We start from the raw sequence: 26,058 nt of genomic DNA, 5'->3' as shown, positions 1-26,058 counted from the left end.
AAGATATAAAGAATAAATCTGGTCAACAGAATTATTTTGATCAAGTTAAGACAATATTTACCTTGGGTTAAATGTATATAGTTGCAGTTAAACATGTGCTTAATTCTGAGTAATGACAAGGCACAAATGGTAATTTTCCGTTACAATGCCGCCATTTTAAAGCTGAAGCTAATTTATGGCATGAATAATAGCTTTCTGTCATAGCCATACGCTCAGGTTTGGCATGTTATTTGTCTTAAGGGAAAATATATGTGGCAGCAAAAGTGGGTAATAGGTAATTGGAAAATGAATGGCAGTAATGCAGCTAACCGCACGCTGCTGCAAGGATTGCTTCAACCTGTAAACGCGGCTGCGGCACAGGTATATTGTGGTATTGCCGCCCCGAATGTTTATCTTGCCGGTATCAAAGAATTTGCTGCCAATACAGCACTGGCTGTAGGCGCGGAAGATGTCAGCCGGTTTGCTGTTAATGGAGCTTTTACCGGTGAAGTAAGTGCACAGATGCTGGCTGATGTCGGAGCGCAGTTTGTGCTGGTCGGACATTCGGAGCGCAGACAGTATTTTCAGGAAGATAATACTATTCTGCTGGAAAAGATGCAGAACAGTATTGCAGCAGGATTGCTGCCTATTTTGTGTGTAGGCGAAACACTTGCCGAACGGGAAGCCGGACAGGAAGAGCAGGTAGTAGCTGCACAGTTGTCATTGCTGGCAGAGGCAGATCTGAGTGAAGTAGCGGTGGCATATGAGCCGGTATGGGCAATAGGGACGGGGAAAGTTCCGGTTACAGAACAGATTGCCGCCATGCATGAGTTAATTTACCGGCAAATCTTGTCTTTATGTGGTAAAGATGTTAAAATCCGCGTCCTTTATGGCGGTAGTGTCAATGCGGGCAACGCGGCTGAAATTCTGGCTGTGTCACATGTTGACGGTGCTTTGGTTGGCGGTGCCTCATTGCAGGCTGACAGTTTTGCCGCTATTATTCAGGCTGCATATGCGCCTGCTTGATAAAAGTTGATATCATGGAAGCATTTAAAACCCTTATTTTAATCGTGAATATTTTCGCGGCGCTGAGTGTTATTGTGCTGGTGCTGATGCAGCAGGGCAAAGGTGCTGATGCGGGCGCGGCATTTGGTTCCGGTAGTGCTCAGGGTGTTTTTGGTGCAGCCGGCAATGCAAATTTCCTCAGTCGCAGCACAGCAATTGCTGCTACTGTATTCTTTGTTACCTGTTTAGCTTTAGGCTATATTTCCACACACCGGCACAGCGGGCTGGATTTTAGTAATGTGAAACCGAAGCAACAGGTAGTAGTACCGGCAGCCACACCTGCCAGTGCGCCAGCCGTACCGGCGAAACCGGCACAAAAACCGCTGATACCGGAATAAACATTTTTTACAGTTAATTGCCGACATGGTGAAATTGGTAGACACGCCATCTTGAGGGGGTGGTGACCTCAGGTCGTACGAGTTCGATTCTCGTTGTCGGCACCATATAAAAATTAATAATTTATATTTTGTACATCGTATATACGAATGTGTGTGGCTAGTAAAAAGCATAATGAAATTATATTGTTGATTTTATTTAAATAATAGGGCAGCCTGTCTGGGCTGCCCTATTTGTTTATATTTATATCTGTATACCGTCTGATTCGTCCGGCCAGATAAACAGTCTGCTATATCAGAAGTGTTATATGGATTAAAAGATATAAATTATTGGAAAAATAAAGATGACAGATACTGATCCTTTTGTGCATTTTGAAGACCTGGATAGTGAACTAACTCAGTCTTTTATTCAGCAGGCAGATGCAGCTGCTCAGGCTGAGTTTGCATCGAGTGATGAATATACAGCGGTGCGTGATGATATTGTGACAATGTTGCAGGATGAGCAGCAAATTCCTTTTTGTCAGGAACACCGTGCACATATGTATCATTTTTATCAGTCAGCGGAATTTCCGAAGGGTGTGTACAGGGTATGTTCTGCGGCCAGTTATCGTGCAGGCTTGCCTGAATGGAAAATTTTGTTTTCAGTAGCTGATTTTGATTCTCTGCTTAACGATGATGTGTACTTACAGGGAGTGGCTCATTATGTGCAGGCACCGGAGCATGTATTAATCAGTCTGAGTGCGGGCGGATCTGATGCTGCTTATACAATTGAATTTAATCTGGCTGAGCGTAAAGTTGTCGAAGGCGGTTTTCATTTTCCGCTCAGTAAAAGCATTATTAGCTGGCGTGATACTGAAAGCGTATGGGTATGTCCGGCCTGGGATGAGCGGCAGTTAACGCAGGCGGGTTATCCCAGACAAGTGTGGCTGATGCGCCGCGGACAATCTTTTGCAGAAGCACTGCCGATACTGGAAATGGCCGCAGAAGGCATGATGGTTAATGCCTGGCGTTATCTGGATAGCCAGGGCGCACCGATTGATTTACTTGAAGCAGCAGAAGGGTTTTATCACAAACAGTATTATCAGGTACTGGCTGATTTTAGTGTTAAGCCGCTGGGATTGCCGGATGATTGTGAATTGATGGGTTATCTGTACGGGCAATTGCTGGTGCAGTTACGCAGTGACTGGCAGCGGGCAAATAAATCCTATCCGGCAGGCAGTCTGGTGGCAGTGAAGTTGCACAAAGGTGAGCTTGGTGCGGCTGAGCTGATTTTTTTACCAACTGAAACTCAGGCTATTGAAAATATTGAAACTACACGACGGTTTGTGCTGGTGTCCATACTGGATAATGTGCATAGCCGTTTGCTGGCGTGGCATTTTGCAGATAGCCGCTGGCAGGAAATTACTTTGCCGAATTTGCCGGAAGGTGCACTGGAAATTACTGATCAGCCGTGGGGCGGTGATGTGGTGTATCTAGCTATCAGTAATTTTCTTGAGCCTCTGACTTTATATACGCTGGATATACATCTGGGTGAGTTGTGTGTTATGCGCCGCCAGCCACGGCAATTTAATCCGCAAGGAATGCAGGTACGGCAATTTAATGCAGTTGCAGCTGATGGCACATTTATTCCTTATTTTCATGTTGGTAAACAAATCGGTGAGGATACGCCAACAATTGTTTATGTGTATGGTGGTTTCGCTATGCCGCAACTGCCGTATTATCTGGGCAGTATTGGCAGGCACTGGCTGGCCAGAGGCTATGCTTTTGTGCTGGCAAATGTCCGTGGCGGAGGTGAATTCGGACCATTATGGCATCAGGCTGCTCAAGGGATTAATAAACATATCAGTGTTGGTGATTTGCTGGCTGTGCTGCATGATTTATATAAACATCATCGAGCTGTGGCAGCACATACAGCGATACAGGGCGGTAGTAATGGCGGTCTGGTAGTGGCATCTGCTTTCTGCCGTGAGCCGCAGAGTATGGGGGCAATGGTGTGCGAAGTGCCACTGACAGATATGTTGCGTTACCCTTATCTTTCAGCAGGTTCTTCGTGGATTGATGAATACGGAAATCCTGAGAATTCTTTGGAAAGACCGGCATTAAAGCTGCTTTCTCCTTATCATAATTTGGGTGATTTGCAACACTATCCGCCGGCATTGATTACTACTAACCGGCACGATGATCGTGTGCATCCGGCACATGCACTGAAGTTCTATGCACGTCTGCGGCAGCTGAAGCAGCGGGTATGGCTGGCAGCACCTGATACTGGCGGGCATGCAGGTGGCGGAACACAGGAAAATACAGCAGCGGAGCTGGCTCTGATTATGAATTTTTTATATAAAACTATTGTTAATAATGATTCAATATAAATCATATTGCTTGTCGCAAAAAATCAGGCTGTGCTAATATGGCTGCCGCTTGCTGTTAAATTTGCACTTGGGTGATAAGTAAAAGTGCGGTGAAAATCACTGAAAACCACGGAAAAGACGGCAAAAAACAATTTAAATGGAAAACTCTATTTTTATTAGGTACAATAATATCAACAACTAAAAAAGTTGATTTATTCAATTAACCCTGTCCGCACTTACTGCCGGGCAAAGAAAAGAAAGATCAGTCAATGGATAATAATATCGAACAACGTGTGAAAAAGATTGTTGCAGAACAATTAGGCGTGAGTGAAGCTGAAGTAAAAAATGAATCTTCTTTCCAGGAAGATCTGGGTGCTGACTCACTGGACACCGTTGAATTGGTAATGGCTCTGGAAGAAGCTTTTGGTTGCGAAATTCCGGACGAAGAAGCTGAAAAAATTACTACCGTACAACAAGCTATCGACTTTGTTGGCGCTCACTTGAATTAATTCCGTGTAGTGTTGGTCAAATTCAAATTCCTCTGTCGAAATAAGGCGCACTTTTCGTCTGATTCGGTAGAGGTTTTTTTCTTACGAGCAAAATTATGAGTAAAAAAAGAGTAGTCATTACCGGCCTGGGTCAGGTATCTCCTGTGGGTAATGATGTAACCACAGCATGGCAAAATCTACTTGCAGGTAAAAGCGGCATTGGCACTATTACCCATTTTGATGCTTCGTCTTTAGTTTGCCAGATTGCCGGTGAAGTTAAGAATTTTGATGTAACTCAGTACATCAGCGCAAAAGAAGCACGCAGAATGGATTCGTTTATTCATTTTGGTGTAGCTGCTGCGATGCAGGCAATTGCAGATGCCGGACTGGATGACATACCGGGGCTGGATAAAACCCGGGTAGGGGTGAATATCGGTGCCGGTATCGGTGGATTACCTGCGATTGAAGCAACGGCACGGACTGTTGTGGAACATGGGGCACGTAAAATTAATCCGTTTTTCATTCCCAGTTCTCTGATTAATCTGATTTCCGGTCATGTTACTATTCTTAAAGGCTATCAGGGACCGAGCTATGGCATGGTTTCAGCCTGTACCACCGGTGCGCACAGTATTGGTGATTCAGCACGTCTGATTAAGTATGGTGATGCAGATATTATGATAGCCGGCGGGGCAGAGGCGGCTATTTGTGAGCTGGGTGTAGGTGGTTTTGCTGCAATGAAAGCATTATCAACCCGCAATGATGATCCGGCTACAGCATCCAGACCATGGGACAAACAGCGTGACGGCTTTGTGATGGGTGAAGGTGCCGGGGTAATGGTGCTGGAAGAGTATGAGCATGCACGTAAACGCGGTGCCAGAATCTATGCTGAACTGGTGGGTTTTGGTATGAGTTCAGATGCATATCATATTACTGCGCCCAATACTGAGGGGCCGGCACTGGGTGTGACACGTGCTCTGAAAGACGGTGGTTTAAACCCTGAAGATATTGATTATGTGAATGCTCACGGTACATCGACCCCGCTGGGTGATGTAAATGAAACCAATGCATTAAAACTGGCTTTGGGTGAGCATGCTAAAAAACTGGTTGTGAATTCAACTAAATCCATGACCGGCCATCTGCTGGGCGGTGCCGGCGGTGTGGAAGCGGTATATACAGTAATGGCTATTCATACCCAAAAATCTCCGCCAACAATCAATATCTTTGAACAGGATACTGAAGCGGGATGTGATCTGGATTATTGCGCCAATGAGGCGCGTGATTTGCCGATTCGTGCAGCTATTTCCAATTCGTTTGGTTTTGGTGGTACGAATGGTTCACTGGCGTTTAAACGCTTTGAGGATTAATCATTTTTAAATGTATTTTATGAGCACAGGTTGTCTGACAACAGGCAGCCTGTGTTTTTCTATTCATGCAGCTATGATTGAATTGAGCAGATTAATGCCCGAAGCGTTCTTTGCAGACTGGTGCATAATGTGAATCAGCTGTATTCTGCTAATTTGGTACGGTATTTCAGGCAACCTGAGTCTGAGTTTTTGGATACAATATGTTTCGTTAAAGCTGTTTGTGCCGGTAATGAATGAAATGCCGTATTTGTAAGTTATCTGGCTTCTGAAAGTATTGAGAAACAGGGCAGTTATTTGCTGATAGTTTGTTAAAGGGAATATTTGACATGAATATTGGTGTGCTGGGTGCAGGAGCGTGGGGAACGGCTCTTGCCATTCACTTTTCTCTGCATGCACACAAGGTCTGGTTATGGACACACAATATCCGGCATGTGCAGCAATTACAGCAGGAGAGGGTAAACAAACGGTATCTGCCTGATTTTGTTCTGCCAGAAAACCTTTCTGTTGTTGATGCGTTTGCGCCGGCAGATTTAATCATTATTGCCACACCGGTATCTGCTTTGCGGGAAAGTGCCCGGAAGCTGGTTGAGGCCGGTATGGGTGAAGTACCTGTTATTGCAGCCTGTAAAGGATTTGAGCAGCAAACCGGCTTGTTACCGCAACAGGTACTGGCAGAGGTTATGCCGGAGAATAATAACTGCATCGGTGTGCTGTCCGGACCAAGTTTTGCACAGGAACTGGCTCAGCAGTTACCTTGTGCTGTTACGCTGGCATCGGAAAATTTTGCCTGGATTCAGTCTCTGGCGGCTACGCTGAATAATACTGTTCTGCGCTTATATGCGAATGCTGATGTGATCGGGGCGGCAGTAGGCGGGGCAGTAAAGAATGTCATGGCTATTGCAACGGGGATTGCTGACGGTCTGCACTACGGGATTAATGCCAGAGTGGCATTAATGACACGGGGTATGGCAGAAATATCGCGCCTGAATCATGCTCTGGGTGGTCAGGCTACAACGTTAATGGGTTTGTCCGGTATGGGGGATTTGATTCTTACCTGTACGGGATCACTGTCGCGTAATCGCCGGGTAGGTTTATTGCTGGCAGAGGGTAAATCACTGCCTGAAGCATTAACTGAACTTGGACATGTCGCCGAAGGTGTATATACTGTAGAAGAGGTTTGCAGGCAGGCGGATTCACTGGGGGTTGATATGCCGATTGCCAATATCCTGAAACAGCTGTTTCATGGTCGTACTGAGGTACAGGCAATGGCAGAAATTCTGATGGAAAGAGCGCCTAAAGCGGAATAATAATTATTTGTTATAACGAAAAAACCGGATTAGCAGTACTGAGAAATCAGGTAATTCATGCTGCATTAATTAAGGACGGAAGCGGGTAGGGAATGGAAAATCAATTAGAACAACTGGAAGATAGTGTTAAGCGGCTGGTAATACAATTCAATTCTCTTTTGGCAGAAAAACATCAGCTGACTCAGCAGCTGGCAACTGCAAAAGAACAGTTACACAAACAAAATGAAGATTTTCAGTTAGAACGTGAACGGATACGTAGTCAGCATGAAAAGGAAAAATTTCATTTACAGGAAAGCATGCAAACTACTATTGACGGGCTGATTGCTGAAAAGAACCGCACTACTTCGGTAGTGAAAGCATCCAGTGATGAGCTGCTGCGGCTGCTGCAACGGCTACCTCAAATGCAGGAGGATTTAAATGGATGAAATTCAACAGGTTCGTGTGGAAATTCTTGGTCGTCCTTTTAATATAGGCACGCCCAGAAGTGAACACGAAACGTTGATGCAGGCAGTAAAAATGCTGAATGAAAAAATTACTGCTATTCAGAGTTCCGGAAGAATTGTTGAAACAGATAAAATTGTAATTATGGCTGCGCTCAATCTGGCTCACGATCTGCTCAAACTGACCGTGCACGGAAATTTGGCAATTGGCGATTATGAGCGTAAAATGCAGGATATGATACAGTTGTGTGAAAGTACACTCACACTTGTGGTAAAATAAAGTTTTCTTCCCCTGCGGTGTTCGTAAGGACATATATTCCTTTGAACCAATAATTCGCTTTTTTGGCGGTTGGGTAATGGTGGGCGTGAGCATTCCCTGTGAATGAACCCGAAGCCATTCGATACTGCCAGCCTTGTCCTCAAGGTTCAAGCGGATGGCGTCCAAACCGGCACCTGCGGGGGAAACTTTCATAAACAGGCTGTCTGATGATTCAGGCAGCCTGTTTTCATTAGCCGATTTGCCGTATGTATCGGTTAGCTGCGTAGCACTTGCTGAATTTCCAAGTTCTGGCGGCTCAGTTAAATGACAAAGGTTTTATGGGTAGTTTGGTGGCCGGATATATTTCTTTCAACTGTAGAAGTATGAATTAATGCTTTTTGGTCTGTATATTTATATTACTACCCGCTTTACTGCTGCTGAATAATCAACTAGCCAGTTTTTAACCCAGATTATTGCTGTTCACTTGAACAAATCAGGTAAAATTAACGCGGTAATAATGTGCTTGTGCACTGGCCGACACACTGGATGCTGTTATTTGTAATTTTCAGTATATTGCTCAGAAAGCTGAAAGTTCAGCCGGCCGGTTTTCTCTCTTTTTATTTCGGATAAACCAGATAATAATTGTTCTGGTATGAAAAGTACTATGTCCAAAAATTTTTCCTATGTTCCATTGCGTCTGCATACCGAATTTTCTATTGAAGACGGTATTGTACGGATAAAAGAGGCAGTTAAACGCGCCAGTACTTTGGGAATACCTGCATTAGGTATCAGCGACCTGATGAATGTATTTGGCATGGTGAAATTTTATAAGGCATGCCGTAATGCGGGAATCAAGCCGATTATGGCGGTAGATGTGCGTCTGGAGAATCCGGAACAGCCGGACAAGCCTTTTCGCCTGATGCTTGTGGTCAAAAATCATGCAGGTTATTTACGTCTGAATGAGTTACTGACAAATGCTTATGTGGGTGAAGACCGCAATCCGCATCAGGCAATAGTACGTCAGCAGTGGCTGGCAGAAGGAGACAATACTGGCTTAATCTGTTTATCCGGAGCACAGTATGGTGAAATTGGTCAGGCTTTACTGTCACAGAAACCTGAGCAGGCTGCACAAGCTTTAATTAAATACCGGCAATGGTTTGGTGATGGTTTTTATCTCGAAGTGCAGCGTTTGCCTGAGCGGCCGGAATGGGAGGCAGTGGTAGCCGGTAGTGTGGCGCTGGCGGCTGAGCATCAGATAGCCGTGGTGGCAACCCATCCGGTACAGTTTATGGATACTGATGATTTTCAGGCACATGAAGCACGGGTTTGTATTGCCAGCGGATATGTACTGACTGATAAACGCCGTCCGCATGATTTTGTGCCCAGTCAGTATTTTGTTACGCCTGAAGAAATGGCGGCACGTTTTGCCGACATACCTGAAGCTTTATCCAATACGGTGGCTATAGCTCAACGCTGTAATCTGACGCTGACACTGGGGAAAAACTATTTGCCGCTTTTTCCGACACCGGAAGGGATGACGCTGGATGATCTGCTGGTTCAGCTGAGTAATGAAGGATTGCGTGAGCGCATGGTATTTCTGTATCCGGATGAAACTGAGCGGGCACAGAAAATGCCGGAATATCAGCAGAGACTGGATTATGAGCTGGGAATTATTATTCAAATGCAGTTTCCCGGTTATTTTCTGATTGTGCAGGACTTTATTAACTGGGCTAAGCAGAATGGCTGTCCGGTAGGTCCGGGACGTGGTTCCGGTGCCGGTTCGCTAGTGGCGTATTCATTGAAAATTACTGATTTGGATCCGTTGCGTTATAACCTGCTGTTCGAACGTTTTCTGAACCCGGAACGGGTATCAATGCCAGACTTCGATATCGATTTTTGTCAGGAAAACCGTGGTCGGGTTATTCAGTATGTACGCCATAAATATGGTGTGCCTGCGGTTAGTCAGATTGTTACTTTCGGTACGATGTCGTCGAAATCTGTGGTACGTGATGTCGGGCGTGTGCTGGATTTACCGTTTGGTTTGTGTGACCGTTTGTCCAAACTGATACCGGTTGAAACAAATAAACCACTCAGTCTGACAAAAGCAATGGAAGCAGAACCGCAAATCCGGCAACTATTGCAGGAAGAAGAAGCTGAAGAGCTAATGACGCTGGCGCTGAAACTGGAAGATCTGACGCGCGGTCTGGGTATGCATGCAGGCGGTGTGCTGATGGCTCCGGGAAAAATTGCCGATTTTTGCCCGATTTATCAGGCTAGCGGTGATGATGCGTCTCCGGTTTCGATGTTTGATAAAGATGATGTTGAGCAGATTGGTTTGGTGAAATTCGACTTTCTCGGACTGCGCAATTTAACCATCATCGAAATGACGCAAAAATTTATTCTGGAAACCACTGGTCAGAAGGTTGATGTCAATCATATTCCGCTGGACGATGCAGAGACGTATGCCAGTATTTTTGCTAAAGGTAATACAACAGCAGTATTCCAGTTTGAGTCGGTAGGTATGAAAAAGATGCTGGTGACAGCACGTCCGACCAAATTTGAAGAAATTATTGCGTTTGTGGCTCTGTATCGTCCGGGGCCGATGGATCTGATTCCGGATTTTATCCGGCGTATGCATGGTGAGGAAAAAGTAGAGTATCTGCATCCCAATCTTGAACCGGTATTAAATTCTACTTACGGGGTGATGGTTTATCAGGAACAGGTAATGCAGGCAGCACAGGTTTGCGGCGGCTATACACTGGGTGGTGCCGATTTGCTGCGTCGTGCTATGGGTAAGAAAAAAGTTGAGGAAATGGTGAAGCATCGCGCCATTTTTGAGGCTGGTGCCGCTGAAAAAGGCATAGATAAGCAAACGGCCAATGAAATTTTCAATTATATGGAAAAGTTTGCCGGCTATGGTTTCAATAAATCGCATGCTGCGGCTTATGCTCTGGTGTCTTATCAGACTGCATGGCTCAAATGCCATTATCTGGCTGAATATCTGGCCGGTACGATGTCCAGTGAATTGACTAATACAGATCAGCTGAAAATTTTTGTTGATGATGGTATTGAAAACGGGATTACTTTCCTGCCACCGAGTATTAATGAATCCTTTTACCGGTTTACCCCGAATAATAAAAAGCAGATTCGTTATGCACTTGGAGCAATTAAGGGAACGGGCGAAGGTGCTGTAGAGGCTATTGTACGTGCGCGCGAAACAGGTGGCGCATTTACAGATTTATTCGATTTTTGTCAGCGAGTAGATCGCCAGCATCTGAATCGTCGTACGATTGAGGCTTTGGTGCGCGCCGGTGCTTTTGATGAATTGAATCCGAATCGGGCTCAGTTACTGGCCAATATCGGTCTGGCGATGGAGAATGCTGAGCAGGTAGCTGCCAATGCGAATCAGGGCGGGCTGTTCGATATGGTTGAAGATGCTATAGAGCCTTTACAAATGGAAAAGGTGGCACCATGGCCACTGGCAGTAAAGCTGGCCGAAGAGAAGCAGGCAATGGGTTTTTATTTTTCCGGCCATCCGTTTGAACCATATGCTGATAAAGTACGTGCACTGGTTAGCAGCAAACTGGCAACACTGAAACCATCTAATAATAAGCAGAAAGTAGCCGGTTTTGTTACCGGTGTCCGCTATATTATGGGAAAACGCGGCAAATTTGCTGTGGTGCAGCTTGAGGATGGTACCGCTAAACAGGAAGTTGTAGTAGCGGGGCAGGCGCTGGAAGAATACGGAGCCAGCCTGAAAGCAGATCAGGTATTGATTATGGAATGTAAGGTTGCTGTTGATGAATACAATGGCGGTGACGGATTACGTATCACTGCTGATGATGCATTCACGCTGGCACAAGCCAGCGCCCGCTATGCACGCAGTCTGCATTTACACATTACTGCGGATACTCCTGTCGGACAATTGGCCAGATTACTGGAACCATACCGTGAACAGCAGGCTCATGTGCCACTGAAATTTTGCTGCCGACATCAGCAGGCATATGGTGAATTGCGAGCGGATAGAAACTGGCTTATCAAACCTGAGGCTACCTTATTTGATGAACTGTATACCTTGCTTGGCGATGAGGCAGTACAGGTGAGTTTCTGAGTGTAAACCTAAAAATTGAGCGTATTTATGTACGATATGTACCCTCTTGTCTGAATGTATGATAAAGATAATTATTTTAAATTTTATGTGTTATTGGTAAATGTTTAAGAACATCGGCGAAGTGCGGCCAGGTGTTCGGCCTGTATTCAGTATCTGTAAAATTTGAAATTATCGGTTTTTGCTTAAAATCATATTATTTTATTGCTGTGAATTAAGTGTGTTTATTATTAACACGCTGTATATCATAATTTTTACCGGAGTTTGGAATAACTGAATTTCAATCAGTCCGGGATTGCGGTTTATACTGAACTATGAAGCTGATTTTGTCTGCATCTGTTCTGAATGCATTACCACCCTTACCTCAGACAGATGCTGATTGGGCTGTCTATTTTTTATACTGTGCTAATGATACATTTTATTGCGGGATAACTAATCGGCCGTTAAAGCGCTGGCAGGCGCATTATGCGGGTAAGGGGGCAAGATATACACGCATGTATCCGCCACTTGAGATGCGTCTGATTTGCCGGAACATTACTAAAGCCGCTGCAGCACGATGTGAATATCGGCTGAAGCGGCTTAAATCTTCAGACAAGGCAGTTTTATGGCAATTGCTGGAAAATTATCTTCCTTAAAACTGAGTTTATATATCAGTTAAACTGCTAGTCCGATGTTACATCAGAGAATCAAAACCCTCATCGGATGAGGCAGGAGTGGTAGTAATTGGAACCTTCTTTACTGATGTGGGTTGTTTTTTTGCAGGTGTGGTGGTTGGATGTAACGGAGTAATATTTTGTTGCTTAGGTGTTTCGTCCGTGTCCTCATCTACTTCAATACTACTGCCTTCCGGTGTGATTTCCTGTTTAGAATTGATATTGTCTGAATTAACGTTTTTGAATTCTACAGTTTCACCTTTACCGCTTGTCCACTGTAGTGAGCTCAGATTGCCGCTAACTTTGGTTTTGCCCGTACTGCAGGTAAGACAAATCAAAGTATTGGCCGGTTTGCCCAGAGCATTGTTTAAACGTTGCTGGTCAACCCGAAGCTGATGCTGTTCTGCCCATGAACTGATACTCTGGTTTAAGAGCTTTCTGTTCAGGTTTCGTTTATTATAAGGATCGCGATAAACGGCAATCCAGATATCATTTTGTTCATCTGTGTTAACTGATACCTGCTGGTAAATGACGGCAGCATCAGCACCGCTTTGTACTGTTGCGGCAAAATCCAGTGCATTCGGGCTGCGTAAACGCACACAGCCATGACTGCGTACACCAGGTACGCTGCTGGGTACATTGGTACCATGAATGCCAAGCCCCAGCCGCGGTTCACCGAGACGGACAAATACGGGACCAAGCGGGTTATTCGGGCCGGGTGGTACAGATTTTTGTACGGCTTTACCGCTTGCCGCCATTTCTTTTTGAATACTGCGCGGGACACTCCATGTAGGATTAGATACTTTGGCACCAATTTTGTATTCACCCAGCGGTGTTTGTGTGCTGGCTTTACCTACAGTTATCGGATAAGTTTTAATTAATTTTCCGTCCTGAAACAGAAATAACCGCAGTTGCGGAACATTCAGGATAACTTGCTGTCCCTGACTGGGTACTGCGTAGTCAGGCATGGGAATGGCAGCATATACACCAGTGGAGATAAGGGTAGTGGCCACTGCATAAAGTATTGGTTTTAACATTATTCTTAAAATCCAGTATGGCAATATGGATATAATCATAACGTAATTTGTCTGTAATGTGAGAAATTAAATACAATTAAATTTATTTAAGTTCATTTCTGGCTTGAGGTTATAGCTTGGAACAACGATTTACAGCACAAATTACAGACTGGAATCAGGAAGGGCGCGGCGTTGCCCGGGTAGACGGTAAGGCGGTATTTATTGATGAGGCATTACCAGGTGAATTAGTAGAATGGCAGCCGGTGCGGATAAAAAAATCCTATACTGAAGGTAGGATTAGCCGAATACTGATGCCGGCTAATGCTCGTGTACAACCGCCTTGTGAATATTATGCTCATTGTGGCGGTTGTAACAGCCAGCATATCGAGTTTACTGCTCAGGTGGCACTAAAACAGCGTGCATGGCTAAGTCAGATGCGGCGTCTGGGTAAGGTTCTGCCTGATGAATTGATGCCGCCTGTTTATGGCTTAGCATGGCATTATCGCCAACGAGTGCGATTACGTGCAGTCTATGATAAAGGCCGGTTAAAGCTGGGTTTTCAGGCCAGACAAAGCCATGCAATTATAGATATTGATTATTGTCTGGTATTACCTGAGGTAATGTCGAAAGCTTTAAAACCAATTAAGCTGTTTTTACAAAACTGGTCTGCAAATACGGTTAAGGGCATTATGCTGCATCAGGGTAATGATGCTATTGCACTCACTATACAGGCTGATGAGTTAAATCAGGCCAAGCGTATGCAGATTGATGGTCTGCTGCAACAGTTACAGCAGCAAAGCGGTTATGTGTGGCAGTGCTGGTTACAAAAAGGTAATAAAACCACTTTAATATCTTCATCTGCGACTTCGGTTCTTGCTTATCGTCTGCCTGAATATCAAATTGAGATTCCATATCAGCCTGAAGATTTTACTCAGGTTAATCATGTGACTAATGCGCTTATGGTACAGCGGGCAATGCAATGGTTGCAGCCATGTGCCGGCGAGCGGATTATTGACTGGTTTTGTGGTTTAGGGAATTTTAGTTTACCGATTGCACGGATGCAGGCAGAGGTGCTGGGTATTGAGGGTGTTGCAGCCATGTGTCAACGTGCTGTGCGTAATGCCAGGCATAATGGTTTGGCCAAACTTGTACGTTTTCAGCAGGCTGATCTTTTTGCTATGAGTACGCAGCGTCTGCGTGAGCTGGGTTATGCGCATAAATGGTTGCTTGATCCGCCACGTGCAGGTGCTCAGGCATTAATACAGTCTTTAAATGAAATTGAAGAGCGGCTGTTACCACGCCGGATAGTTTATATTTCCTGCGATCCGGCTACTCTGGCACGAGACGCAGGTTTACTCGTTAAGCGCGGTTACCGTTATCGCGCCGGCGGTATTATGAATCTGTTTGCGCAAACAGCACATGTGGAGTCGATCGCTGTATTTGACTGGTAAAACAATAATAATGAAACAGGTAAAATTATCTGTTTAGTTAAAAGTAGATGAATATCCTGTAATTATTTCATGATAAGAAATAATATTTTTACTCTTCGAGATGTTGTTATCTGGTTATTCACGTTAATATTGTTGCTGTCAGACTAATGTTTAGAGGTGTTTCTTCATGAATAAATTGGCCAGTATTTTGATGGCAGCGTTGCTGGGAATAACCGTGCCGGCTGTAGCTGCAAATTATAAAATCGATCCTTTGCATGCCAATGCCCGTTTTACACTTGATCACTTTGCAACCTCCAGTAATGTGGGTGGTTTTTATAATCTTAATGGTGAACTTCAATATGATGCTGGTGCGAAAACTGGTTCTGTAGATATAACTATCCCGCTTAGTACTCTGGATACTGGCCGCAGTGAGTTCACGAAACACCTGCAAAGCGAAGCTTTTTTTAATGCGGCAAAGTATCCGAATCTGCGTTTTTCTTCACAGGACTGGATTTTTGATAAGCAAGGCAAGGTCAGAGCATTACGTGGCCAGCTGACTATGGTTGGACGAACTCATCCTGTGACATTACGGGCAACTAAATTTAATTGTTATAAAAGCCCTATGACTCAGTCTCAGGTATGCGGCGGTGATTTTGAGGCTATTATTGATCGCTCACAATGGGGGATCGATGAATATCTGACGGCCATACCAGCCAGCCGGTATGTTAAAATTAATATTCAGATTGAAGCAGCCAGACAGTAAACTAACTGGGTAATTTACACGGATTATCTGTTTTAATAGCAGATAATCCGTTTGTGCTTTGCACAATACTCAGTTTTTAGCCGGTTAGGTATTTAATATACCGGATTGTAATACTTAACCGAGCGCATTTTGATTAAAAGGGTTGCTTTTATTGAAAACAATATTAGATCACAGAGCGGATTTTAAGCTAGAAACAGGTGTAAAGCTGAAATGTTGATTCAAAGATTTGATATTGGTACTCTGTTAATATTATGATTAGGGTTATGGTGTGAATAATCAGATATTCGTTCTTAATGTAAAAGGTGGAAATCGTTATGTGGTGTATCAAAAAATTTAATGAAATTTCATCACACGATTTTTTTCATATTGCTCGCTTGCGTATCGATACTTTCATAGTAGAACAACAACGTATTTATCCTGAGCTGGATGATTGGGATTTGCAGGCTAAACATGTTTATTATCAGCGGGACGGGCAGATACTGGCATATGCACGAATGTTTCTGACTGGTGTTCACTTTACCTTTGGACGGTTTGTGATACATCCAACGGTACGCGGTACCGGATTGGGTGATCAGCTGGTTAAGCTTATTCTGCATTACGCAAAAAATCATTATGCTGAATATCCGGTTAAAATTGAGGCTGACCGGCGAGTACTTAAATTTTATCAGCGGCATGATTTTCAGATACAGGGAACGCCCTATATTTCTAATGGAATCCCTTACGTACAAATGCTGTATCAGCCAAAAAAAACAACGGGCTGAACAGAGTCGGTTATCAGAACTTGTTTATCGCTGTGATTAATATTCTGGCAATAGAAAAAACCGGTACGATTGTACCGGTTTTATTTTTCAGCAAAACTTATTGATCATTCAGACTAATACCATTTTTTTGTAAAAGCTGATTAATTTGTTCCTGTACCTTTTGCTGTTTGGCCTGTTCACGCAACTGCTCTTTAATCTGATTAAATGCAGGTGCGTTAGGAGCCTGACGCATACCGGCTACTTTCAGCAGAAAAAAATGACCATCAATGTTGATGACATTAGGTGAGATCTGACCATTTTTCAGCTGAGAAGCTAACTGAGCAAATTCAGGCGGCAACTGTTGCGGGTTCATCCAGTTGCTGGCAGGAGCCTCCGGATTAACCTGTTTATACAGGGTTTCGTAAGCCAAACCTTTTTTCAGTTTAGTTAAGCCTTCTTCAGCCGCTTCTTTGCTTGGAAAAACAATTGGCAGTAAATTGATTTCCTGACTCACTTGTTCATATTGCCGGCGCAAATCACTGTCGTTGATTTCAGTTTTGGCAGCCAGATAATCCACATACTGGGCAGCATAAAATTGTGCCTGTACATTTTGCCATGCAGCCTGAGTATCAGGTTGTTTATCGAGCCCGGCCTTAATAGCTTCAGCTTTTAATATTTCAGCTGATTGCAGGCGCAAGGTGATTTCTTTCTGAATTTCTGCCTTATCCGGTGCCGGAGCATCTGGCTGAGTCTGCATCTGACGCTCAATCTGTTTCAGCATAACGTTAATACGCTGGCTGTCAATTTTGGGCGCATCAGCAAAAGCGAGCCCGGCCGCCATGATACTCAGCCCGGCCAGCCAAGGAATGCTTTTTTTCATGTTGAGTATTCCTTATTTTATCTTCTGATTAGTCAATCAAACCAGAGTTAAATTATTATTTGATTGTTGCATTTTTATAAAGCTGATCAATTGCCTGTGCTATTAAAGCGCTTTGCAGACGGCGTGACAGAACAGGTGTCATTTCTTTCTGACTCGGCAGTTTAACATTGCGCTTATCGTTTACATAGAATACAGCATATATATTGCTGTTACCCTGTACTGGTGTGGCAGTGTACTGACCTTTTTTCAGGTCTTTAATGGCGTTATAAACCGGAGTGGCACTTTCCTGTAAATCTTTAATGGCAACGTAACCTTTAGGAATGCCTCCGTTTTCGCGACCGGCAGGATCAATAGTGTATTCTTTAGCTACAGTGCTAAAGTTTTTATTCGCTTTTAACTGAGCAATGGCCTTATTTGCAGTATCAGCATCACGGGTAATGATTTCACCTAATTGTACTTCCTGTGTGCCGCTGTAATATTTGACCATGTCGTTATATGCGTTACTTACATCCTGAGGTTTTACCGGATTGTTTTTTGCCACGTTGGCCAGATAGGCCTGAGTCAGCAAATTGTCTTTAAAGAAAGACCATTCTTCTTTGAAACCCGGTTTTTTATCATCGCCCAGACGTTTGGCTTCCGCTTCAGCCTGACTTAAAGCTTTCAAGTATTCAGGATCTTTATCCAGATTCTGGTTTTTTGCAGCCTGAATCAGCAAAATTCGGGTAATCAGGCGGTTGGTAATATTTTTACGCAATTCAGGGGAATCCTGAATCTGATTCTGGCTTTCCTGTACCAGTATGGCTACCTGGTTATCGACTTCTTTGCTGTCAATTTTGGTTCCGTTAACAGTGACTACTGTCTGGGCAGCAGCAATACCGGTTAATCCAAACATAATGGCAGCAGCAATAAATTGTTTTTTCATGGTTCACTCTCTTTTAGTTTAAGTAGATAAAGTAAATTATTATCTGGTTAAATATTCAATGTTTGTGCATGCCCTGATGCTTAAAGCATGAATGGTATTTGTTCTGAATAAATCTTCAAGTAATTGATGGATCTTACGCTGTCGGGCTAAACGTGATAAACCGATAAAAGCATCGCTGACAATCAGCAGGCTGTAATGTCCGCCACCACCGTGACCTTTATGTCCTGCATGTAAATGACTGTCATCGGTTAGTTCCAGTTGCTGCGGAGCCAGTATTTGCAGACGTGTTTGAATAATAGTCTGAATATCAGTCATTTGGCAGAATTTTTTTAAAAGGGCGGATGAGAATTTCTTCAAATACTCCGGCATCAACGTAAGGATCCTGTTCGGCCCATGCTTGCGCTTCGTCCAGAGAATCAAATTCAGCAACAATCAGACTGCCAGAAAAATGGCTGTCGTCATCCGGGAGGGGATTGGGACCTGCCAGAACCAAACGGTTTTGTGCCTTTAGTTCTTCTAAACGCGCCAAATGTTTTGGCCGTGCTTGCATACGCGCTTCGTGACTGTTATCGGCATCAGTGGCCATTAGCATAAACAGCATTACAACTCATCCTTTTTAGTATACTGACTAATATATACTGCTTGTCCAATAAGAAATAAAAATAATATGGTGGTACTGCCAAAGAGTTTGAAATTAACCCATTGTGCTTCTGTAAAGGTATAAGCCACCCAGAGATTAAGCGAACCCAGTGCCAGCAGAAATACTACCCAGATATAAGTAAGTTTACGCCATGCAGGTTCAGGCATATTTATTTCTTTGCCAATGGTACTTTTCAGTACATTTTTACCACACAAATGTGAAATCATCAGACCGGCGGACATAACCCAGAACAGGACGGTCGGCTTCCACATAATGAAGTGCGCATTTTTTAAAATTATAGTCGCTCCGCCCAGTATGACGACCAGTAACAGACTAACCCACTGCATTGTTTGCAGGCGCCGGTATTTAAACAGGCACCACACAGCCTGAATAATACCTGCTGCGACGGCTACTTCGGTGGCAAGAATAATATTTTTAGTTAAGGCATAGGTAGCAAAGAAAAGAATGACTACCAAAAATTCAAATGCAGCTTTCATTATCAGGACTGAATATCTTTATTTTCCGGTTACGGGTTAAATTAAAGGTGACAGATATACGCCATGATACCCTGAGTTTTTACACTTGGCACGTGTTAAAGCAAGGTATTAAACAAAATTTAACAGTTGTTGTATCAGTTGTTGTATATTGGTTTCAGGCCTTCCTGAGTGTGGTTCGTATGAAAATGTCCACAGATAAATACAGTTAGAAAGCAAATCAGGTACAGGTAACTTGGCATTAAAGTGTCGCAAAAGCTATTATAGCGTGAGATAATATAAAAACAGGTTTAGTGAAAGTTAAACGCCAATTGCATTTATTTAAGTATACTTGTAGAAATTTTCATAATGAATAGGCACACGCTTGACGGCATTGGTGCATTACCGGTGAGGGTACGGGATTGAAAAACGCAAATAATTTAAAGATCATCGCACTGTCTTTATGTATGTTGGCCAGTGCACCTGCATGGGCAGGTCTGGGTAGCTTACAGGTTAATTCGGCGCTGGGAGAGCCGTTCTCAGGTAGTATTGTGGTAACTGGTGATGAAGCCAAAGCAGCATTGCACGGGCGACCTGCTGTTTCCGGAGCTCCGTTACAGGTGCGTGTAACAGCACAAGGACAAAATGCCGTAATTCATTTGCGCTCCAGTAAACCTGTGCATGATCCGATGCTGACTTTCAGTCTTGCTGCCGGTAGTCAGGGGCGGCAGTATACTGCGTTGCTGGATCCACCTGAACGCCATCATTCGGCTGGAAAAAATAAAGCAACCGGCAAACATCCTAAATCTGTACATTCTGCACCAGTGCGTTCTGCAAGAGAAAAATCTGCAGCACGAGCTACTGTCGCACTGCAAAACGGCCTTGCTTCCGAAAATGCGGTAGTGAAATATAATGTCGATAATAATGAAACCTTGATGGATGTTGCGCGTAAGGTACGGCCGCAGGGACTGAGTTTAGAGCAGACCATGCATGCTATACAGGTTGCTAACCCGAATGCTTTTCGTAACGGTAATCCTGATTTGATGTATCGCAATATTAGTCTGAATATTCCTTCTACTTCACAGCTGAAAAAATTATCCAAAGTACCACTTAAAACAGCTGTAAAACCGGAAGTGACACAAAATACAACACCGGCGGTAACAAAAGAAAAAGACAATCCCAAAGTAGCCGCTAATACCAGAGATACGGCTGCGTCGGAAGCTCAAACTAAAGAAAACACTGTTAAAGCAGAAACATCAGCAGCGTCTTCAGTTCCTGCTCAGGCTTCAGCCACTATTCAGGCTTCAGAAGTTGCACAGGCTTCAGCTCCGGCTGCAAGTGCGGCATCTGTGGTGAAGGCAGTACCTGTACAGCCTAAAGTTAATACACAACCTGTTCAGCCTGCAGAAGAACCGGCTGAAGAATCCATGCTGCCTTCATGGTGGCCATATGCTCTGGCCGGTTTGGCCGGTGTTCTGTTGATTGCTGCCTTACTCTGGCAACGAAGCAGAAAACGCAACAGCATAGAATACAGTACTGAGTATGATGAAGATTATTCTTCTGATGATGAAGATGATGATGTGGTATTTGAGACTGAACCTTCTGTAGTCAGTCAGTCTACATCTGTACCAGCTACTACAGCTAAAACAGCTGCGGCTGCTACAGCAGTAACGACTACAGCCAATGCTGCTGCAGATGACGACGATTGGTCGTGGCTGAATGATGCCGCTGCATCGGATAAACCGGCTCAGGCAGATAATAAATCTGCTCCTGCTAAGGAAGTACATTCAGAGCCTGTATCACAGGTACCTGATAAAAAAGTAACAGAAGCCAAGCAGGAAGAAGACGATACTGACTGGCTGAATTTCAATTTCACTGATAATACACCTGCAACTAGCGCAGATACGGCTGCACCGTCATCTGCTGAGCTGGATAGTAATGACGATTTATCATGGCTGGATCAGATTGATGCAACTGAACAGCCCGAAGTTCTGACTTCGCATGAACAACCGGCTGTTACAGAACCTCAGCAAGAGGTGGCAGACAATACGGATTTTGAATGGGTAGTTGCGGAAGAGCAACACCCGGATGAATCTCAGGCTGAAGCACATCAGGATTTTGTGTTACAGGATAACGCATCATCAGACAGTAATGATTTACAACCGTCAGATATATCCTTTAGCTCTGATTTGGATGCGGTTCAGCCCGAACAACAGTCTAAACCGGCAGCAGCAGAAGATGACTCATTAAATTCTCTGGCTGATTTGCAGTGGGATGAAGACTTTAAATTTGATGATGAATCTAAACAGGATACTTCTGCCCTTGAAGAAGTGCATTCCTCTATTGAGCAGACTTTGGCTCCGCATGATCAGCATGCATTTGCAGCAGAAGATGATGCCATTTCCACAGATATTGATTGGGATTCACTAGGAGTAAGTGATGATTCCGACAATCAACCCATTGTTGTTCCTGAGGCCGACACGGAAGAGATTGATATTCCGTCCATGGACTTTGCGCTTGAAGACGATAACTCTAAACCGGCACCAGCTGTTAATGCAACTACTGCACCAACAAGGTCGACCTCTTCATTTGCTACCGGTGATGGTGGGCAGGACTGGCTGGAACAATCAGCCAAACCTGAGCAGGTTGATAAACCTCTGACTCCTGAACAGCAGGCTATTCCATTACAAGCAAAGCTGGAACTGGCAAAAATGTATCTGGAAATGGATGATGCAGTTACTGCTCGTCAAACGTTGCGTGAATTGGTTGATGAAGCTAATGGCGCGATACTGGCAGAGGCACAAAATCTGTTACAGCAATTAGGTGGCTAATTCGCCTTATTTTGGTTGAATTGTCAGTTGCTTTAATTTCTGTATCTGAAACACTAAAATGGTCGAATTCTGTTTATGGAATTCGGCTATTTTATTTGCTGTAAATTTGCCGTATTTTTTAATATATTACGCATATAAATTTCAGTTATTAATTGATTTTATTGCGGTTTATAAGTTTGCATTTAAGGTGTATCAGCTTATGAAACAAGCTGAATAGAATTGTTAAGAAATAGGGTAGTGGTGCGTAATGGCGCGCAGAAGCGGGTTTTGTCGTCAGATAAAATCATTCTGAACTAATATATATTCTGATTTGACTGGACTATTAATGATGTAAGCGATTTATTACCAGGCAATTTTTTATTGCTGCTTTGCTATGAGTAATTATATAGGTTTCAAATATGAAGGCAGTTAACGGCTATGCGATAATAATGGATGTGGTTGATGTGATTTATTTGGATTAGAAACAGGCATGGTTGCTAACAGAGAAGAAAATCAGGTGATTACGCATGAAGGTGGTTTGCCTGTACAGCGCTGGGCATTAACTTTGGCTTATGATGGGCGTGCCTTTCATGGTTGGCAAAAGCAGCCGGATGGTTTGTATACTATTCAGTCGGTTCTGGAAGATGCTTTGAGTTCCATTGCTGCTGAACAAATCAATGTTGTGGTAGCAGGACGTACCGATGCCGGTGTTCATGCAACGGGGCAGGTGGTACATTTTGATACGAGTGCGCTGCGAAGTGCCGAAGCATGGTTGCGCGGTACGAATACAGCGATGGATAAAAATATTCGTATTATCAAAGCACAACCGGTAGCCGCTGAATTTCATGCCCGTTTTGACGCATTCGGGCGACGTTATCGTTATATGCTTGAATCCAGCAGGGTACGTATGCCGCAACTGCGTAGCCGTGTCGGCTGGACTCACTATCCGCTGAATATGGCGCTAATGCGTGAAGCTGCGGCAATGCTGGTGGGAGAACATGATTTTTCCAGTTTCCGCTCCAGTGACTGTCAGGCTAAATCACCGGTAAAAACTTTATATAAACTAAACCTTGTCGGCAGCCCGGAATTAATGGCGATCGATTTTTATGGCAGTGCGTTTTTACACAATATGGTACGTAATATTGTTGGTGCTTTGGTGTATGTGGGTGCAGGTAAATTGAGTGTGGCCGGCTTTGCTCAATTGCTGGCAGCCAGAAACCGGCGGCTGGCACCGCCAACATTTATGCCGGACGGATTATATCTGACCGGTATTGATTATCCGCAGCAATGGGGTGTGGAAACAGCTGCTTTACCGGTATGGCTGTGGCCATATCTGGATTAATGCCAATATTGCGGGCAAGTTTAAAAAGGGGCCGTGGATGAAAATTCGAAGCAAGATTTGCGGGATGACCCGCGCTGAAGATGCAATACTCGCTGCCAAGCTTGGGGCAGATGCAATCGGACTGATATTTTTTTCTGGTAGTAAACGCTGTGTTTCTATTGAGCAGGCGCAGACAATTGCTCAGTGTATACCTCCGTTTGTAACAGTAGTAGGGTTGTTTGTTAATGCTGCTACAACTGAAGTACAGGAAGTGCTGAGGCATGTGCCTCTGGATGTACTGCAATTTCACGGGGATGAAAATGCTGAATTCTGCCGTCAGTTTCAGCGTCCGTATATTAAGGCAATAAGAGTACGTGAAACAGCTGATATTGAAGCTGCAGCAGCTACATATACAGATGCCCGTGCTTTGCTGTTTGATGCAGCTGTTGCCGGGCAGTATGGCGGTACAGGTCAGACTTTTGACTGGCAGATGCTGCCAGACAGGCTAGATATTCCATGGATACTTTCTGGTGGTCTGAAGCCGGAAAATATTACTTCGGCAATCAGACAAAGCAAAGCTATGGCTATTGATGTATCCAGTGGTGTGGAAGCATCGCCCGGAATTAAAGATGAGCAAAAAATGCGGGCTCTGATGGCGGCAGTTAATCAGTTTTCTGAATAAGTAATAATCTGATTTTATAATAAAAAATAAGAATTTTTATGCGGTATTTATTATTGCATAGGAACTGAAAGCAATATCCGCAAGTCTGATTTTTATTCAGTTTATTACTGAGCAATAAAAATATATTTATAAGGAAAGTGCGGTTCTGGTTTTGAAGATGAAAAGCCGGAGAGTGAAATCATCCTGTTTGAATATTATTTTTGTACTCAAACAAATATGGCTGAAATGATTGAACTTGTGGATATTCTGGTGCTGAAACTGGCTATTTTACGTTTTATTGACAGATCATCATAACAGACCCGATAAAAATAATACTAACCAGTACGACTGATTTATTTTTCTGTTTTAAAACAGAAAAATAAAAGAAAATTTTGTATCGTGATTCTATTTTTCCAGATTTTTATTGGAAGTAATGTCTTGATGTTGGTGCTAGATTATCAGACAGCCGATATTGGTTTTATTAAGATTGGGTTTTTAAATAATGACAGCTATATCAATAAGCATGTAATCAAGTTCATGTTGTTATTTGAAACAGCGCTTATTTATGAATTTAACAACCTGTATTTTTTATTGGTTTTCGTTTTTAATATTGTATTGTCTGATACAAAGCATTTATGCTGTTCTGCCGCGGTATGCTGATATCTTTCTGGATAGCAGGGTTTATATTGGTGATATCAGGATTTTTTATTAACACAGAAGCAGAACTCTTTTATTTATTCCGGATTAAGTATGGATAACGGGATAATGGATTTAAAAGGTGATAATATGACCGGATAGTTTTACTTTGCGGGTAAATTGTCGCTCAATGGAAAAAAATATGGAAAATTATCACTATCCTGACGAACAGGGCTTTTTTGGTGAGCACGGCGGGCTGTTTGTATCGGAAACACTGATTGCAGCTTTGACTGAATTAAAACAGGTTTATTATGCAGCGAAAGCTGATCCGGCATTCTGGGCACAGTATCATGAGGATTTAAAATATTATGTAGGCCGCCCCAGTCCGGTTTACTATGCACGGCGCTTGTCTGACTATCTGGGCGGAGCACAGATTTATCTGAAACGGGAAGATTTAAATCATACCGGTGCACATAAAATTAACAATACGATCGGTCAGGCTTTACTTGCACAGCGAATGGGTAAAAAGCGCGTTATCGCTGAAACCGGTGCTGGTCAGCATGGTGTGGCCTCTGCTACGGTAGCCGCGCGTTTTGGTCTGGAATGTACGGTATTTATGGGTACTGAGGATATCCGCCGTCAAGCACCGAATGTCTACCGGATGAAGCTGCTTGGTGCTCAGGTGGTTGGGGTGGATTCCGGCTCATGTACGCTGAAAGATGCCATGAATGAAGCATTGCGTGAGTGGGTGGCACGGGTGGATGATACCTATTATATTATTGGTACCTCAGCCGGTCCGATGCCTTATCCGGAAATGGTGCGAGATTTTCAGTGTGTTATCGGAAATGAAGCAATACAGCAGATGCAAGAAGCTATCGGTCGTCAGCCTGATGTAGCAGTAGCCTGTGTCGGCGGCGGTTCGAATGCGATTGGTCTGTTTTATCCTTATATTAATGTGACTGAAACTCGTCTGGTAGGGGTTGAGGCAGGTGGTCTGGGCTTATCCGGTTCTCAGCATGCCGCGCCTATCAGCTCGCACAGCCCGATGGGGGTATTGCACGGATTCCGCGGTTATCTGATGCAGGACGAAAACGGACAGGTGATGAATACTCATTCTGTTTCCGCCGGTCTGGATTATCCCGGTGTAGGTCCGGAGCATGGTCTGCTGCATGATATTGGCCGGGTTGAGTACGAAGCCATGGGTGATGAAGCTGCGATGGAAGCATTTCATTTGCTGTGTCATAAGGAAGGTATTATTCCTGCACTTGAATCCAGCCATGCGCTGGCATGGGCAGTAGCCAATGCACCGAAAATGAGTTCGGATGAAGTCATTCTGGTGAATCTGTCCGGCCGAGGGGACAAAGATATTAATACGGTTGCCCGGCTGGACGGAATTAGTCTGTAGTAAATATTTGTTGTA

23 protein-coding genes, 1 tRNA gene and 1 other RNA gene are annotated in these 26,058 nt (G+C 43.9%); 19 read left to right on the top strand and 6 right to left on the bottom strand.

The genetic code is table 11. The annotated features are described in order from the left end of the window. Positions 1-249 precede the first annotated feature (249 nt). From tpiA to GYX91_RS08860, 12 genes are all read left to right on the top strand, one after another. A complete protein-coding gene (gene tpiA, locus GYX91_RS08915) occupies positions 250-1,005 on the top strand; it encodes a triose-phosphate isomerase (protein ID WP_084563470.1) in 756 nt (251 codons plus the stop codon). Between the two features lie 14 nt (positions 1,006-1,019). Next, positions 1,020-1,382 carry a preprotein translocase subunit SecG gene (secG, locus tag GYX91_RS08910; RefSeq protein WP_025331458.1) on the top strand — a complete coding sequence of 121 codons (363 nt, stop codon included), beginning with the start codon at positions 1,020-1,022 and terminating at the stop codon, positions 1,380-1,382. A gap of 19 nt (positions 1,383-1,401) precedes the next feature. Then, positions 1,402-1,487, top strand: a tRNA-Leu gene (locus GYX91_RS08905). 236 nt (positions 1,488-1,723) lie between these two features. Continuing rightward, the gene (locus GYX91_RS08900) at positions 1,724-3,748 is read left to right on the top strand and encodes a prolyl oligopeptidase family serine peptidase (RefSeq protein ID WP_174830631.1); all 2,025 of its coding nucleotides are present in this window, start codon (positions 1,724-1,726) and stop codon (positions 3,746-3,748) included. A gap of 248 nt (positions 3,749-3,996) precedes the next feature. After that, positions 3,997-4,236: an acyl carrier protein gene (gene acpP / locus GYX91_RS08895; RefSeq protein WP_025331393.1), complete on the top strand. Its 240-nt coding sequence runs from the start codon at positions 3,997-3,999 to the stop codon at positions 4,234-4,236. A gap of 95 nt (positions 4,237-4,331) precedes the next feature. After that, complete coding sequence (gene fabF, locus GYX91_RS08890) at positions 4,332-5,579, top strand: beta-ketoacyl-ACP synthase II (protein WP_037393358.1); 1,248 nt, start codon at positions 4,332-4,334, stop codon at positions 5,577-5,579. Positions 5,580-5,905: 326 nt separating this feature from the next. Continuing rightward, positions 5,906-6,886 (top strand): NAD(P)H-dependent glycerol-3-phosphate dehydrogenase, encoded by a 981-nt coding sequence (locus GYX91_RS08885; RefSeq protein WP_174830630.1) that lies wholly within the window; start codon positions 5,906-5,908, stop codon positions 6,884-6,886. Positions 6,887-6,978: 92 nt separating this feature from the next. Continuing rightward, positions 6,979-7,311: a hypothetical protein gene (locus GYX91_RS08880; protein ID WP_037393362.1), complete on the top strand. Its 333-nt coding sequence runs from the start codon at positions 6,979-6,981 to the stop codon at positions 7,309-7,311. Then, positions 7,304-7,606: a cell division protein ZapA gene (locus GYX91_RS08875; RefSeq protein ID WP_025331389.1), complete on the top strand. Its 303-nt coding sequence runs from the start codon at positions 7,304-7,306 to the stop codon at positions 7,604-7,606. Before GYX91_RS08880 ends, GYX91_RS08875 begins: the two co-directional genes overlap by 8 nt. 6 nt (positions 7,607-7,612) lie before the next feature. After that, positions 7,613-7,792: non-coding RNA, 6S RNA (ssrS, locus tag GYX91_RS08870), on the top strand. A gap of 457 nt (positions 7,793-8,249) precedes the next feature. Beyond that, positions 8,250-11,696 carry a DNA polymerase III subunit alpha gene (dnaE, locus tag GYX91_RS08865; RefSeq protein ID WP_174830629.1) on the top strand — a complete coding sequence of 1,149 codons (3,447 nt, stop codon included), beginning with the start codon at positions 8,250-8,252 and terminating at the stop codon, positions 11,694-11,696. Between the two features lie 311 nt (positions 11,697-12,007). Next, complete coding sequence (locus tag GYX91_RS08860) at positions 12,008-12,328, top strand: GIY-YIG nuclease family protein (protein ID WP_078475390.1); 321 nt, start codon at positions 12,008-12,010, stop codon at positions 12,326-12,328. A 38-nt stretch (positions 12,329-12,366) separates the two neighbouring features. On the opposite strand, the gene GYX91_RS08855 is transcribed toward GYX91_RS08860, so the two are convergent. Next, on the bottom strand, positions 12,367-13,383 hold the full coding sequence (locus GYX91_RS08855) for a L,D-transpeptidase (RefSeq protein ID WP_174830628.1): 1,017 nt from the start codon (positions 13,381-13,383) through the stop codon (positions 12,367-12,369). A 116-nt stretch (positions 13,384-13,499) separates the two neighbouring features. Between GYX91_RS08855 and rlmD the strand changes: the two genes are divergently transcribed. From rlmD to GYX91_RS08840, 3 genes are all read left to right on the top strand, one after another. Beyond that, a complete protein-coding gene (rlmD, locus tag GYX91_RS08850) occupies positions 13,500-14,813 on the top strand; it encodes a 23S rRNA (uracil(1939)-C(5))-methyltransferase RlmD (RefSeq protein WP_174830627.1) in 1,314 nt (437 codons plus the stop codon). A gap of 166 nt (positions 14,814-14,979) precedes the next feature. After that, positions 14,980-15,555, top strand: a complete 576-nt coding sequence (locus tag GYX91_RS08845) for a YceI family protein (RefSeq protein WP_084587169.1) — start codon at positions 14,980-14,982, stop codon at positions 15,553-15,555. 314 nt (positions 15,556-15,869) lie between these two features. Continuing rightward, positions 15,870-16,316 carry a GNAT family N-acetyltransferase gene (locus tag GYX91_RS08840; RefSeq protein WP_084551733.1) on the top strand — a complete coding sequence of 149 codons (447 nt, stop codon included), beginning with the start codon at positions 15,870-15,872 and terminating at the stop codon, positions 16,314-16,316. 97 nt (positions 16,317-16,413) lie between these two features. Here the strand turns inward: GYX91_RS08840 and GYX91_RS08835 are convergent, their stop codons facing one another. The 5 genes from GYX91_RS08835 to GYX91_RS08815 are packed head-to-tail and all read right to left on the bottom strand — an operon-like array spanning position 16,414 to position 19,234. After that, positions 16,414-17,175, bottom strand: coding sequence for a peptidyl-prolyl cis-trans isomerase (locus tag GYX91_RS08835; RefSeq protein WP_025331382.1), 762 nt, complete (start codon positions 17,173-17,175; stop codon positions 16,414-16,416). A 55-nt stretch (positions 17,176-17,230) separates the two neighbouring features. After that, the gene (locus GYX91_RS08830) at positions 17,231-18,097 is read right to left on the bottom strand and encodes a SurA N-terminal domain-containing protein (RefSeq protein ID WP_084548346.1); all 867 of its coding nucleotides are present in this window, start codon (positions 18,095-18,097) and stop codon (positions 17,231-17,233) included. Between the two features lie 39 nt (positions 18,098-18,136). Further along, on the bottom strand, positions 18,137-18,412 hold the full coding sequence (locus tag GYX91_RS08825) for a BolA family transcriptional regulator (protein WP_084551735.1): 276 nt from the start codon (positions 18,410-18,412) through the stop codon (positions 18,137-18,139). Next, a complete protein-coding gene (locus GYX91_RS08820; protein ID WP_084551736.1) occupies positions 18,405-18,698 on the bottom strand; it encodes a YciI family protein in 294 nt (97 codons plus the stop codon). The genes GYX91_RS08825 and GYX91_RS08820 overlap by 8 nt, the downstream gene beginning before the upstream one ends. After that, positions 18,698-19,234 carry a septation protein A gene (locus GYX91_RS08815; protein WP_025331378.1) on the bottom strand — a complete coding sequence of 179 codons (537 nt, stop codon included), beginning with the start codon at positions 19,232-19,234 and terminating at the stop codon, positions 18,698-18,700. The genes GYX91_RS08820 and GYX91_RS08815 overlap by 1 nt, the downstream gene beginning before the upstream one ends. A gap of 443 nt (positions 19,235-19,677) precedes the next feature. Between GYX91_RS08815 and GYX91_RS08810 the strand changes: the two genes are divergently transcribed. From GYX91_RS08810 to trpB, 4 genes are all read left to right on the top strand, one after another. Continuing rightward, positions 19,678-22,041, top strand: coding sequence for a FimV/HubP family polar landmark protein (locus GYX91_RS08810; protein WP_174830626.1), 2,364 nt, complete (start codon positions 19,678-19,680; stop codon positions 22,039-22,041). A gap of 469 nt (positions 22,042-22,510) precedes the next feature. Then, complete coding sequence (gene truA / locus GYX91_RS08805) at positions 22,511-23,362, top strand: tRNA pseudouridine(38-40) synthase TruA (RefSeq protein ID WP_174830625.1); 852 nt, start codon at positions 22,511-22,513, stop codon at positions 23,360-23,362. A gap of 37 nt (positions 23,363-23,399) precedes the next feature. After that, positions 23,400-24,023 carry a phosphoribosylanthranilate isomerase gene (locus GYX91_RS08800; RefSeq protein ID WP_174830624.1) on the top strand — a complete coding sequence of 208 codons (624 nt, stop codon included), beginning with the start codon at positions 23,400-23,402 and terminating at the stop codon, positions 24,021-24,023. An 817-nt stretch (positions 24,024-24,840) separates the two neighbouring features. After that, positions 24,841-26,043: a tryptophan synthase subunit beta gene (trpB, locus tag GYX91_RS08795; RefSeq protein WP_174830623.1), complete on the top strand. Its 1,203-nt coding sequence runs from the start codon at positions 24,841-24,843 to the stop codon at positions 26,041-26,043. The last annotated feature ends 15 nt before the right edge of the window (positions 26,044-26,058 follow it).

The sequence above is a fragment of the Snodgrassella sp. ESL0304 genome, assembly GCF_013344995.1.
Lineage (GTDB): Bacteria > Pseudomonadota > Gammaproteobacteria > Burkholderiales > Neisseriaceae > Snodgrassella > Snodgrassella alvi.
This window is presented reverse-complemented; position numbering and strand designations above follow the sequence as displayed.

Coding starts and splice junctions, on each gene's coding strand:
- tpiA (WP_084563470.1), top strand. CDS start 250: ATGTGGCAGCAAAAGTGGGTAATAGGTAATTGGAAAATGAATGGCAGT.
- secG (WP_025331458.1), top strand. CDS start 1,020: ATGGAAGCATTTAAAACCCTTATTTTAATCGTGAATATTTTCGCGGCG.
- GYX91_RS08900 (WP_174830631.1), top strand. CDS start 1,724: ATGACAGATACTGATCCTTTTGTGCATTTTGAAGACCTGGATAGTGAA.
- acpP (WP_025331393.1), top strand. CDS start 3,997: ATGGATAATAATATCGAACAACGTGTGAAAAAGATTGTTGCAGAACAA.
- fabF (WP_037393358.1), top strand. CDS start 4,332: ATGAGTAAAAAAAGAGTAGTCATTACCGGCCTGGGTCAGGTATCTCCT.
- GYX91_RS08885 (WP_174830630.1), top strand. CDS start 5,906: ATGAATATTGGTGTGCTGGGTGCAGGAGCGTGGGGAACGGCTCTTGCC.
- GYX91_RS08880 (WP_037393362.1), top strand. CDS start 6,979: ATGGAAAATCAATTAGAACAACTGGAAGATAGTGTTAAGCGGCTGGTA.
- GYX91_RS08875 (WP_025331389.1), top strand. CDS start 7,304: ATGGATGAAATTCAACAGGTTCGTGTGGAAATTCTTGGTCGTCCTTTT.
- dnaE (WP_174830629.1), top strand. CDS start 8,250: ATGTCCAAAAATTTTTCCTATGTTCCATTGCGTCTGCATACCGAATTT.
- GYX91_RS08860 (WP_078475390.1), top strand. CDS start 12,008: ATGAAGCTGATTTTGTCTGCATCTGTTCTGAATGCATTACCACCCTTA.
- GYX91_RS08855 (WP_174830628.1), bottom strand. CDS start 13,383: ATGTTAAAACCAATACTTTATGCAGTGGCCACTACCCTTATCTCCACT.
- GYX91_RS08845 (WP_084587169.1), top strand. CDS start 14,980: ATGAATAAATTGGCCAGTATTTTGATGGCAGCGTTGCTGGGAATAACC.
- GYX91_RS08840 (WP_084551733.1), top strand. CDS start 15,870: ATGTGGTGTATCAAAAAATTTAATGAAATTTCATCACACGATTTTTTT.
- GYX91_RS08835 (WP_025331382.1), bottom strand. CDS start 17,175: ATGAAAAAAAGCATTCCTTGGCTGGCCGGGCTGAGTATCATGGCGGCC.
- GYX91_RS08830 (WP_084548346.1), bottom strand. CDS start 18,097: ATGAAAAAACAATTTATTGCTGCTGCCATTATGTTTGGATTAACCGGT.
- GYX91_RS08825 (WP_084551735.1), bottom strand. CDS start 18,412: ATGACTGATATTCAGACTATTATTCAAACACGTCTGCAAATACTGGCT.
- GYX91_RS08820 (WP_084551736.1), bottom strand. CDS start 18,698: ATGCTGTTTATGCTAATGGCCACTGATGCCGATAACAGTCACGAAGCG.
- GYX91_RS08815 (WP_025331378.1), bottom strand. CDS start 19,234: ATGAAAGCTGCATTTGAATTTTTGGTAGTCATTCTTTTCTTTGCTACC.
- GYX91_RS08810 (WP_174830626.1), top strand. CDS start 19,678: ATGTTGGCCAGTGCACCTGCATGGGCAGGTCTGGGTAGCTTACAGGTT.
- truA (WP_174830625.1), top strand. CDS start 22,511: ATGGTTGCTAACAGAGAAGAAAATCAGGTGATTACGCATGAAGGTGGT.
- GYX91_RS08800 (WP_174830624.1), top strand. CDS start 23,400: ATGAAAATTCGAAGCAAGATTTGCGGGATGACCCGCGCTGAAGATGCA.
- trpB (WP_174830623.1), top strand. CDS start 24,841: ATGGAAAATTATCACTATCCTGACGAACAGGGCTTTTTTGGTGAGCAC.